Source organism: Rhodanobacter sp. C05 (genome assembly GCF_002001165.1).
In the GTDB taxonomy this organism is placed as follows: Bacteria; Pseudomonadota; Gammaproteobacteria; order Xanthomonadales; family Rhodanobacteraceae; genus Rhodanobacter.
In genome coordinates this window covers 331,876-343,584 of the sequence record NZ_MUNQ01000008.1, presented here as the reverse complement: position 1 = coordinate 343,584, position 11,709 = coordinate 331,876, and the positions used below count along the sequence as shown (strand labels likewise).

Sequence of the window (11,709 nt, the reverse complement as noted above, 5' to 3'; positions counted from 1 at the left end):
CCGCACACTTTGATGGCACGCGATATGCCAATGTGACATTGAGGCCATCCAGCATGGGTGGTATGGGTGTACCCGCGTGGCATGTGGCGCTTGTGGAGATGGGCGTTGCGGCCGCACCGGCGATGAAGGTTGCAGTGTGCAAGTAGCAGTTGATGTAAGTGTGCAAGAGGCCGTACCGGTCAAGCCTGCCGTTGTCATGACTCCCGCCATCGACGTGATGCTGGGAAATCTGCCCAATGCGCACCGTGCCCCGCTTATCGGGCGTCGTGGCATCCAGCCGGGCAATGGGCATTCCGCCAGAGTGGCGCGCACATCCCCGTTCCGTTTCGTCTATTTCACGGCACCCAGCGAACACGAGCGTCATTCGGCCTACCACCAGCATCTGGTCGTGGCCGAGATCCTGTTCGGGCGCGTGCTGGCTGCCCGTGCGGCAGGGCATCGCCCGATCGCCCCCTCACTCGACTATGCCGCCGAGGCGCGCGCAACCGTGCGTCCACCACGGGGCATGTTCCGTGCGGCCACGCTGGAGTATCGCCGTTGGTACGACCACAACGGTGCAGCGCGGACGCAACCGCTGACTCAGGAAGACTTGACCGTACAGCTGGTTTCAGAGAACGGCTTGCCACTTGAGGATGCGCGTCATCGCGCGGCCCATCGTTCACATGCACTCCCTGCAGCTGACCAGGCGTGGCTGATCGGTCGCCGGCATACGCCGCTGGATCGTCGTCCGCTCAATCAGGCAGAGTTCCAGGCTTTGGTGGGTGCGATCGAAGGCGCTTATCAGTTGGCTGTGGGCACGTCTCACGTGGAGCGCACCAATCGCCAGATTGCGTTGCGTGCGGCGGCGATGCTGGGCAGTCTGTTGAACGAATTCGTCGCATCCCCTTTCACGGTTGCTGCACTCGGCCAGGCTTTCAGCGAAATCCATCTCGCCCACCTGCGCCGCACGATCGAGAGCTCTCGTCAGGCGGAATCCGAATCGGGCGTGCTGCTGGCTGGCCCCAAGGCCTGGTTTGCCGCAAAAGCGGCAAGAATGCGGGCCGAGCACCAGATCGGCCTGGCCATGTCACCCGGGAGTTTCCCGGCGATACGTCTGGCGGCGTACCCCGTAGTCGCTGTTGTTGGCGGCAAGCTGCGTACGTTTGTGGATGGATGGCGTCGTGGCCACAGCCGTTCACGCGCCGCCGATGTCACCATGCCGGCGTTTTCGGCCATCGGTTGAACAGTCCTCTCGGATCGGCGGGATATCGCCGATCTGCATGCCGTCGAGGCGCTGCCATCAGGCGGGATGAATCCGGCTGTTGAGGTTTTGTTGCTTCAGATCCGCAAATTCCCGCGATTGCATCATCTCTGTTGCGACCTTTAGAGGCACCTGAGTACATTCGCTCACTCATCATTCGGGGGAGCGTTTGTGCATCGCTTGTTGTCGACCATTGCCATCAGCTTGCTGCTGGTGGCCTGCCATCATCATTCGGCCGGCGGCAGAAGCGGTGGCAACGCTGATGCGACATTCTCACCCGGCATTACCGAGGCGGATGTAAGCGCGCACGTGAAGGTGCTGGCCTCGGACCAGTTCGAGGGTCGTGCACCCGGCAGTGTGGGCGAGCAACGCACCACCGACTACCTGATCCAGCAGTTTCAGCGCGTCGGCCTGCAGCCCGGCAACCGCGGCAGCTGGTTGCAGGCCGTGCCGTTTGTGCAAAGCTCGCTGCAGCATGCCGACCAGGCGAAGCTGGTCGTCGACGGCGGCAAGGACAAGTCCGAGCTGGCCTTCGGCAGCGACATGGTGGTCGGCTCGCCGGCGAACGAGCCGCATGCCGAGATCAAGGATTCACCGATCGTGTTCGTCGGCTACGGTGTCGATGCACCCGATCAGCCATCGAACGATTACGCCGGCCTGGACCTCAAGGGCAAGACGGTCGTGATGCTGGTCAACGATCCGGGCTGGAACAACCAGGACCCGATGCTGTTCAAGGGTCGCGAATTGACCTGGTATGGCCACTGGGCCAGCAAGTTCGAGGAGGCTGCGCGCCGTGGCGCCGCAGCGGCCTTCATCGTGCACGATGCCGAGGCAGCAGGTTATCCGTGGAACGTGGTGCAGACCGGCTGGAGCGGCCCGCAATTCAGCCTGCCGGTCAGTGAGGATCCGACACCACGCCTGCCGATCGCCGGCTGGCTGACCACGGCAGCCGCGAGGAAACTGTTCGCCGATGCCGGTGCCGATTTCGATGCGCTGAAGAAGAATGCCGACATGCGCGGTTTCAAGCCGGTCGAGCTCGACGCCAGGGCCAGCATCGCGATCGACAGTACGATCAGCCATGGACAATCGAACAACGTGGTCGGAGAACTACCCGGCAGTCTGCGTCCTCATGAGGCGGTGATCTATTCCGCGCACTGGGACCATCTCGGCAAGGATGGCAACAAGATCTACCACGGTGCCGTGGATAACGCCTCCGGCGTCGCTGGCTTGCTGGAGATCGCCGAAGCGTTCGCGCATCGCAAACCCAAGCCGGTGCGCACGATCCTGTTTCTGGCTCTGACGATGGAGGAGTCGGGCCTGCTCGGCTCGCACTACTACGTCAATCACCCGCTGGTGCCGCTGGACCTGACTGTGGCTGATCTCGATGTGGACGCGTTGACGGTCAGCGGTCCCAGTCACGATATTGCGGTCATCGGTTATGGTCAGTCAGACCTTGACGGATACCTGGTCGAAGCGGCGCGGACGCAACGGCGTGCCTTGACGCCCGACATGGTGCCAAAAGGTTTCTTCGCGCGTTCGGAGCAGTTCAATTTCGCCAAGGCCGGGGTGCCGGTGCTGTATGCGCGTTCGGGCCTGGACCTGCTCGATGGTGGCGTGACTGCCGGCCGCAAGGCCTACGATGACTACATCGCGAACCGCTATCACCAGCCCGGCGATGCGTTCGATCCGAACTGGGATCTGAGCGGCATGGTGCAGGACCTGCGGCTGCTCTACATGGTCGGCAGCAAGCTCTCCACCGGAACCACGCCATTCCCGCAATGGAAGCCGGGCAGCGATTTCAGGCGGCCCGGCACGGAAGCGAAATGATCCTGGCGCCGGGTCACGGCGGCTCTGCCGAGACTCACCAATCGGTCGGCCGATAGTCCTTCAGAAACTGTCCCCACACGTGCTCGCCCGTGTTGACGCCGCTGATGATCGGATCGACGATGCGCGCGGCGCCGTCGACGATGTCCAGCGGCGGATGGAAGCGCTCCTCGGCAACCTTGCGCGCGGCCAGTGCCGCCGGATCCTCGTCGGTCACCCAGCCGGTATCCACGCTGTTCATGTGGATGCCGTCGTTGTGGTAATCGGTGGCCGAGGTGCGCGTCATCATGTTCAGCGCGGCCTTGGCCATGTTCGTATGCGGATGCCGCGTGGTCTTGAAGTTGCGGTAGAACTGGCCTTCCATCGCCGACACGTTGACGATGTGCTTGTCACGCTCGGGCGTGCGCAGCATCAGCGGTTTCAGGCGCGCGTTGATGATGAACGGCGCGATCGCATTGACCAACTGCACCTCCAGCAATTCCACCGACGGCACCTCGGCCATCAGCAACCGCCACGAATTGCGTTCGCGCAGGTCGACCTGCTGCAGGTCCTGATCGAGCCGGCCTTCAGGGAACAGGTGGCTCTGCGCCAGCAATTCTTCCGGCAGCAACGGCACCTGCGACAGTTCGGCGGCTCGGGTCAGGCCGGGGACATGCGAGTCACGACTTGCGAGCGCCATTGCTGGAGCATTGGCCTCGGGCAGGATGTGCGAGCTGCGCAGGCCCTCGTAGTGGCCGACCAGCTTGCGCACGTGTTCCGGCATGTCGTGCAGGGCGGCTGTCTCGCCTTCCATCATGTGCGAGTAGAAATCCGGCGGACGGCGCACCGTCTGGCAGGCGTTGTTGATGATGAAGTCCAGCCGTGGCCGCGTGGAGACCAGCTCCTGGCAGAACGCTTCCACACTTGGCGTGTGGCGCAGGTCGAGTCCATACACCTGCAGGCGATGACCCCATTCGCCGAAATCCGGCTCCTCGGCGTAACGCGCCGCCGAGTCGCGCGGGAAGCGCGTGGTCACGATCAACTCGGCACCAGCGCGCAACAGCTTCAGGCCAGCCTGATAGCCGATCTTCACGCGACCGCCGGTCAGCAGCGCGACACGTCCACGCAGGTCGACCAGCTCGGTGCGCTTGGCATAGTTGAATGCAGCGCAAGCGGGGCACAGCTGGTCGTAGAAGAAATGGATCGTCGAATACTTCTGCTTGCATACATAGCAATGCTTCGGCTCGATCGATTCGCGCGGCTGCGCGGCGTCGGCATCAGGGCTGATGTCGTGCGGCTCGAAACCCACCGGCGCAAACCCATTCGGTGTGGTGAACACCGGCCGGCGGCGCAGCTCGCGGATGCCGGTCTGGTTGAGCACCGCGTCCTCGGCCTGGATCTTCGATGCATGCCGCGCCTTTTCGGCCGCTTTCAGCTTGATCCGACGCGCACCCGGATCGGGGTGATAGAGCTGCGCCACTGCCTGATGCAGGCGCTGGCGGTCATCCGCCGGCAACCGGTCCAGCAGCTGTCGGTCGGCAGCCACCGATTCCAGCAGTTCCGCCGCGGCGCGCAGGCGCTCAAGCAGGGTGGCATCTGCGTCGTCGGGTAATGGCACGTTGGCCGTGGTAGTCGTCAAGAGCGTAATCCGTCATCGAGTGGGGCGGCGCAATGGGCGCCGCCGCGTCAGGCTGCGCGTGTCAGTCATGCATCGCCAACCGTGTATTTTGCCTGTTTTTGACACCGATTCGGGGATGGCTCGCTCGCAAAGGATTGGCAGCCGGTTATTTCCAGCTGTTTCGCGACGTTCACTCGCAGGACATCTGCAACGAAAGACACTCCCTGGCTCAGGGTCTGAACTTCGGGAGCGACAGTGCGAGACAGTAACGCGGACGGAAATTTTCCTGGCTGGACAGGATGGCGCCAGCGATGTTTGCGGAGTGGGTTGCTGCTGCTTGCCTGCATCGCGGCCATACCGCTGATTCATGCCCATGGCGCGGCTTCGCCGGCTTCCCGGGTTTCGCAACACGTGCCGCCCGCGAAACCACTGGCCATCCAGGTCAACGATGACCGGATGACCCTGGCCATCACCCAGGTGCCGCAGGTCTATCTGTATGGCGCCATCGATGCCGACGCACCGGAACGTTTCGAAGCCTTGGTGCGATCGGGCAAGATTCCCCGCGGATCCGATATCTATCTGAACTCCCCGAGCGGAGACCTGCGCGCCGGCCTGGCGCTGGGACGGCTGTTCCGTGCGGGTTCGATGGTGACGCATCTGGGGACGCCACGACGCAGCCTGCATGCCGGGTACGCCAGCAAGACGGCCTTCTGCGTGGATGCATGCACCTATGCGTATTTCGGCGGCTTGTATCGTTGGGCGCCCACAGGCTTTGACCGCATCGGCCTTTCGCCACGCAGCGCGATGGATCCTAAGCCCGGCGACACGGGGCAGGCACACCCGTCTTCCGATGACGTCGCGGCATACCTGAAAGAGATGGACATCGATCTGGCCGAGTTCACGCCGACGCTGACCAGCTCGCACGATACGGTGGTCTGGCTGACCGCCGACCAGATGATGTCGACGGGACTGGCCAACAATGGCAGCCTTCCGCTCACCGCGACATACACGCCGTCGCCCACGGCACCATCCCTGGTCATCAATCAGGTCGATCGTCACGGCGAACACCGGATAACGCTGCAATGCAATGTCGCCGGCGTCACGCTCAGCGCATACGACTTCGTCGGCGCCACCCGTGCACGCGAGATCGTTTCGCGCGGAACACGCTCGTATTTCGAGATCAACCAGCAGGAGACGCTGACCCAACAGCATGACGGTGCCAGTGTCGCCGACGATTCGGTGATGATCAGCCGGCCCTATCAGCCCACCCAACTGGAACGCCTGCTTTTCGCGCATTCCGTCGGCGCGTGGGTCGGTGGTCGGAGCAATGCCTTTCGCTACGGCTTTGCCTTCCGGCTCTATCCGGTCAGAAAAACGCTCGAGCAGTACTACCAGGCTTGTTGGCGCGTCAAGCCGTGGCCGGTCCCGTAGTCGTCATCAGGGATGCGCTGGCCACGCCGCCGCGCCTCCCCTACATCCGCGCGTAGAACTGGGCCGGCTCGACACGGGCTGGCAAATGCGGTGTAAGCAGGCCTGCCGTTACAGGAGGACATACAAACTGATTGCATCGGCATGGCTCCGCTGCGGTATTCTCGCGGGAGTTTCCAGAGGGGATGGAGCACATGCATGGCAGGGTTATCGCCGCTGCCATCATTCGTCTCGCCGCTGCAGTCTGTAGCGAAGCGCAAACTGCACTCTTGCTTCACGGGCCGACGCACGAGCCATGACGTTGCTGCTTCAGGACAGATCTCGAACCGTATGACGGAAAGGGATCAGAGTGCAGTTCCGGGAAAGTCGACTCTGATTCTTGTTTTCACTAAACAGACAGGGAGTTGGATATGCCGACACAGCAGGTCATCAACACATTGCTAGCCGCCTATGGCTGGGACGGCAAGCCCGCCGACCATATCGTCAACATGCCGGGCCACGGGCTGGCCGGCATCGCCAACAAGACGACCCTCTGGCACAACCTCAACGCCAATCTGTGGCGCTATGCGCGAGCCAACAACTGGATCTGGATCGACACGGCAGGCAACAACGGTTCGACCAGCCACAGCGGTCCGATTGCGCCAGGCAAACCTCCCGCCATTCCCGGTGCAGGCACCGGTGGCATCCCCTTGCTGGACGGCACCAACCACGCCAAGTCGTGCAACTGCGGCATCTTCAACACGGTGGCGCGGCAGCTCGCCTGGCACATCCTCGGGTTCAAGGACACCGAGGTGGTCAATGCGTCCACCGACAAGACCTTCGTGACGTTGCCGGGATCGTCCACCTTCGACGTGGCCTGGACGGGCAACGTACGGACCGTGACGCATGACTTCGGCACGATCCAGGCGCTGAAGTTCACCAACCACTCCTTCAGCAAGGGCCCCGACGGCAATTTCACCGATGCCACCTGCAACGTCCCCAGCTTCGCGAACAAGACCGACATCATGTGGTTCGACCTGAAACGTGCGAAGAGCACGATCCTTGTCGACAGAACCAATCACGCGGGCTGGCTGGTCGTCGATACCGTCTACAACAGCCCGGATCGCCTGCCTGCCGGCGGACCGCCGTACTACCTGATCGCCGCCTCTCAGCTGAAGGCAAAGAGAGGGCTGTTCCCGATGGGCGGCCCAGGCCTGACGCAAACCATGATCAACGCCGTGAGCGACCAGTGCGCCACCTGCGTGGCATGGCCCAATTGGTGGCTGCTGACCCCCGGCGACCTGCCGGTCGAGTTCAAGAACTGGGCACGGTATTTCCTGCCGATACCGGGTTACAGCTCGGGAACTTGACGAATCCAGTGAGGGTGGGATGAGCACAACGCAAGCGATGCCGCATGTGGTGATCCTCGGTGGCGGCTTCGGTGGCCTGTGGGCGACGCGGGCGCTGCGTTCGGCACCTGTGCGCATCACCCTGGTGGATCGCACCAACCATCATCTGTTCCAGCCCTTGCTGTATCAGGTGGCCACCGCCGGATTGTCGGGACCGGATATCGCCGCGCCGCTGCGTCACATCCTGCGCAAGCATCGCAATGTCACCGTGCGCATGGACGAGGCGCGCGGCATCGATGTGCAGCAGCGACGGGTAACGCTGGCCGGCGGCGTGCTGGACTACGACTACCTGCTGGTGGCAGCCGGTTCGAGTCACGCTTATTTCGGCCATGACGAGTGGGAGCGCCACGCGCCCGGCATGAAGACCATGGACGATGCGCTGGCGATCCGCCGGCATATCCTCGACGCGTTCGAGTCCGCCGAGCGCGAGCCTGATCCCGCGCGGCGCGCAGCATGGCTCAGCTTCGTGGTGATCGGTGCCGGCCCCACGGGCGTCGAACTGGCCGGCACGCTGGCGGAGATCGCGCACCACACCTTGCCGAGCGAGTTTCGCGTGGCGGATCCCCGCATGGCGCAGATCCATCTGGTCGAAGCCGGCGCGCGCGTGCTGTCATCAATGCCGCCGTCGCTGTCCGCGAAAGCGCAACGCCAGCTCGAACGCATGGGCGTGCATGTGCACTTGAACGCAGCGGTCACGGCGGTCAACGATACCGGCGTGCAGATGGGCGACCAGCGCATCGAGGCGCGCACGTTATTGTGGGCCGCCGGTGTTGCCGCCTCGTCGCTGGGCGCGCAACTGGGTGCGCCGTGCGATCGCGCCGGACGGGTGCTGGTCTCACCCGATCTGTCGTTGCCGCAGCATCCCGAAGTGTTCGTGATCGGCGACCTTGCGCACGTGGAGCAGGGCGACAAGCCTGTGCCGGGTCTCGCGCCGGCAGCCAAGCAGATGGGCACGTATGCCGCACGGGTGATCCGCCATCGTCTGGCCGGACGCACCACGCCCGCTTTCCACTACAGCGACTACGGCACGCTCGCCAGCATCGGCCGCGGTGCCGCTGTGGTCGATCTCCGCGGCATCCACCTGTCCGGCGTGATCGCCTGGTGGTTCTGGCTGATGACGCACATCCTGTTCCTGATCGGTTTTCGTAACCGGCTGGTGGTGATGCTCGACTGGGCGTGGTCGTACTGCACTTGGCAGCGCAGTGCGCGCATCATTGTTGGTGGCGATAAGGATGAAGACAGGCGATAAGTGGCTCTGACCCGCATATTGGCTGATTGTCGCCGCGTGATAACGATCTCCTCCGGCCAGCAATCCCAAGTCGCTGTTTTTTCATCATGTTTTCATACTTTGAAAAGAACTTGACAAAATGTGTCACGCGGTCGATAGTGAGTCACCGGTACAAGCCGGGGGATTAACTACGAGGGGTGTGAAATGCTTTCCAAGTTCGGACAACTAGTTCGGGCGCTGAGGCTCAAGGAAAACATGCTTATGAGTGACATGGCGGACAAGCTGAAATGTTCGCCATCTTATTTGTCTGCGGTTGAATTTGGTCGGCGCTCTGTTCCAGAAAACTGGCCGAGCCAAATTGCGTCATTTCTTAACCTAGATGATGAGAACACTAAGCACCTGAAAGAGGCTGCAATAACTGCGACTAGTCGCTCTAGAGGAGCCGTAACTGTCTCGCTAGATGATTTGACCCCTTTTCAGGAAGAGGTGGCGATTCAATTTGCGCGAAAAATCAAGGAACTCACAGATGAAGAACTTCAAAAGATAAAGAATCAACTTCTTGAGGACAGGTCAAGTGAGCAAAATTGGCGTCGTGGTAGCAGGTAGAACGATTAGCGAAATTCACCAAGCGGTAGTAGCGTCTCGAAAAGAGCTTTTTATGCCCGAATCGGGACGTCTAACAAACTTGGAGTGGTTGCTGGAAAATCGGGTGCAATTAATACTCGGCGTTCAGTTGGACATAGTTGATGATCGTGACAGCTCGGTTGCCGGTGTGCACGCAGCTTATAACTATGCGGAGAAAGTAGTCAGAATTCGTGAAAGCGTGATGCGCAAAATTCGAATTGATGAGCCTGAAGCTAGGTTTACGGTCTGCCACGAAATCGGGCACATATGCTTACATTCGAATCCGGATTTTTTCCGACAAGTATTGCCCAATCACTTGCCAAAAAAAATCTGCGATCCCGAGTGGCAGGCCGATTTCTTTGCAGTCGATTTTCAAGTAGATAGAGAGCTGCTCAAACAATATGACGATCCCATAAAGGCCGCACATTATTTTCAGGTACCTATTTGGGAAATGCAGCTTTATTTTGCGCAATTGAAGGCGCAAGGGGTATTGGCAAGTGGCGCTATGACACAGGCCGATAAGTGTTATGAGGCTGCAATACAGGAAGGATTTGAATTTTGATCGCAAATGGATCAAGTGAAAGTGCTCAGCGATAGTTGTAGCTATCGCTGAGCGGATCTCCCGAGACAAAGGCTTTATCAGTAGGGAGGCCGTACAGTTGCAAGGAACGGCACGCGCACTCTGCGGCCGGAAACTGACGGTGTCAAGCGAAGCCTGCTCAAAAAGAGAGGTGTGCCATGACTCCATTTGAAGCTCCTCCGGGGTTCTCCTGGATCTTCTGTAAGAGTTTTCGTCACTACCGCACGGGCAAGCAGGTTTTCCGCAAAAACGGCGGATTCTTCTGCTTCCTCGTGCGGCGACGGAAGTGAGAGACGGGGTGGCAGTTTGGCTGCCACCTTTTCTTGCAGTTTCAGACCATTGAAAACGGCGCCGTAATGCTACGGCGCCGTTCTTGTTTCTGGCCTTTGAATGACCAACTTCATTGTTGAAAAGCGATTCCGGCCTTCGCCGGAATGACGAGCATTAGAGCGCCTCGAAAATTCCCGCCGCACCCATGCCGGTGCCGATGCACATTGTCACCATGCCGTACTTCTGCTTCCTGCGGCGCATGCCGTGCACGAGCGTGGCGATGCGCACCGCGCCGGTGGCGCCTAGCGGGTGGCCCAGCGCGATGGCGCCGCCGAGCGGGTTGACCTTGCTCGGGTCGAGCTTGAGGTCGCCCATCACGGCGAGGGCCTGGGCGGCGAACGCTTCGTTGAGCTCGATCCAGTCCAGCTGATCCTGGGTGATGCCGGTCTGCTTGAGCGCCTTGGGGATCGCTTCCTTCGGGCCGATGCCCATGATCTCCGGGCGTACGCCGGCGACGGAGAAGCCGACGAAGCGGGCGAGCGGCTGCAGGTTGTATTCCTTGATCGCCTTTTCGCTGGCGAGCAGCACGGCACCGGCGCCGTCGGACATCTGCGAGGAGTTGCCGGCGGTGACGCTGCCGCCGAACTGCTGGTTGCGGAATACGGTCTTGAGCTTGCTGAGCACTTCGAGCGTGGTGCCGGCGCGCGGGCCTTCGTCGGCGCTGATGCTGCGGCTGTCGGTGATGATCTTGCGCGTGGCGAGGTTGGGGTAATGATCGTCCAGCGCGAACGGGCTGATCTCGTCGTTGAACTCGCCGGCGGCCTGGGCGGCGAGTGCGCGGCGGTGGCTTTCCACCGCGAACGCGTCCTGCTGCTCGCGGCTGACCTTCCACTGCTTGGCCACGTTCTCGGCGGTGATGCCCATGCCGTAGGCGATGCCGATGTGTTCGTTGCTGAAGATCGCGGGGTTCATCGCGATCTTGTGGCCCATCATCGGCACCATGCTCATGCTCTCGGTGCCGCCGGCGAGCATCAGGTCGTCCTCACCGAGGCGGATGCGGTCGGCGGCCATCGCCACGGCCTGCAGGCCGGACGAGCAGAAGCGGTTGATGGTGACGCCGGGCACGGTGTCGGGCAGGCCGGCCAGAAGCACGCCGATGCGCGCCACGTTCATGCCTTGCTCGGCCTCAGGCATGGCGCAGCCGATGATGGCGTCGCCGATGCGGTGCGGGTCGATGCCCGGCGCCTGCGCCATTACGCTGCGGATCACGTGGGCGAGCATGTCGTCCGGACGGGTGTTGCGGAATACGCCGCGCGGCGCCTTGCCGACCGGGGTGCGGGTGGCGGCGACGATGTAGGCGTCTTGCACTTGCTTGGTCATGGGATTTGCTCCGTGGCGTCGCGCGTTCAGCAGCGACGCTTTCAGTTTTTGATCGTCATTCCGGCGAAAGCCGGAATCCAGTGCCTTGGGTGGTTCGGAGTCGCTGGATCCCAGCTTTCGCTGGGATGACGGCTTTAGAAGGCCGAGCGT

At 61.7% G+C, this 11,709-nt stretch carries 9 protein-coding genes; 7 read left to right on the top strand and 2 right to left on the bottom strand.

Annotation, left to right across the window (positions count from 1 at the left end):
- Positions 1-196 precede the first annotated feature (196 nt).
- Together B0E51_RS07460 and B0E51_RS07455 are read left to right on the top strand one after the other, a co-directional pair.
- Positions 197-1,222, top strand: coding sequence for a hypothetical protein (locus B0E51_RS07460; RefSeq protein ID WP_254424451.1), 1,026 nt, complete (start codon positions 197-199; stop codon positions 1,220-1,222).
- Positions 1,223-1,411: 189 nt separating this feature from the next.
- Positions 1,412-3,067 carry a M20/M25/M40 family metallo-hydrolase gene (locus B0E51_RS07455; protein ID WP_077444236.1) on the top strand — a complete coding sequence of 552 codons (1,656 nt, stop codon included), beginning with the start codon at positions 1,412-1,414 and terminating at the stop codon, positions 3,065-3,067.
- 34 nt (positions 3,068-3,101) lie between these two features.
- Here the strand turns inward: B0E51_RS07455 and B0E51_RS07450 are convergent, their stop codons facing one another.
- Positions 3,102-4,682 (bottom strand): SDR family oxidoreductase, encoded by a 1,581-nt coding sequence (locus tag B0E51_RS07450; protein ID WP_077444235.1) that lies wholly within the window; start codon positions 4,680-4,682, stop codon positions 3,102-3,104.
- A 390-nt stretch (positions 4,683-5,072) separates the two neighbouring features.
- On the opposite strand from B0E51_RS07450, the gene B0E51_RS07445 reads away from it, so the two are divergent.
- The 5 genes from B0E51_RS07445 (at position 5,073) to B0E51_RS07425 (ending at position 9,891) form a co-directional block, all read left to right on the top strand.
- Positions 5,073-6,092: a hypothetical protein gene (locus B0E51_RS07445; protein ID WP_254424450.1), complete on the top strand. Its 1,020-nt coding sequence runs from the start codon at positions 5,073-5,075 to the stop codon at positions 6,090-6,092.
- 407 nt (positions 6,093-6,499) lie between these two features.
- Positions 6,500-7,438 carry a hypothetical protein gene (locus tag B0E51_RS07440; RefSeq protein WP_077444234.1) on the top strand — a complete coding sequence of 313 codons (939 nt, stop codon included), beginning with the start codon at positions 6,500-6,502 and terminating at the stop codon, positions 7,436-7,438.
- Positions 7,439-7,457: 19 nt separating this feature from the next.
- Positions 7,458-8,726: an NAD(P)/FAD-dependent oxidoreductase gene (locus B0E51_RS07435; protein WP_077444233.1), complete on the top strand. Its 1,269-nt coding sequence runs from the start codon at positions 7,458-7,460 to the stop codon at positions 8,724-8,726.
- Positions 8,727-8,909: 183 nt separating this feature from the next.
- Positions 8,910-9,311 (top strand): helix-turn-helix domain-containing protein, encoded by a 402-nt coding sequence (locus B0E51_RS07430; RefSeq protein WP_077444232.1) that lies wholly within the window; start codon positions 8,910-8,912, stop codon positions 9,309-9,311.
- Positions 9,280-9,891: an ImmA/IrrE family metallo-endopeptidase gene (locus B0E51_RS07425; protein ID WP_143525825.1), complete on the top strand. Its 612-nt coding sequence runs from the start codon at positions 9,280-9,282 to the stop codon at positions 9,889-9,891. Before B0E51_RS07430 ends, B0E51_RS07425 begins: the two co-directional genes overlap by 32 nt.
- A gap of 462 nt (positions 9,892-10,353) precedes the next feature.
- On the opposite strand, the gene B0E51_RS07420 is transcribed toward B0E51_RS07425, so the two are convergent.
- On the bottom strand, positions 10,354-11,559 hold the full coding sequence (locus tag B0E51_RS07420) for an acetyl-CoA C-acyltransferase (RefSeq protein WP_077444230.1): 1,206 nt from the start codon (positions 11,557-11,559) through the stop codon (positions 10,354-10,356).
- Positions 11,560-11,709 lie beyond the last annotated feature (150 nt).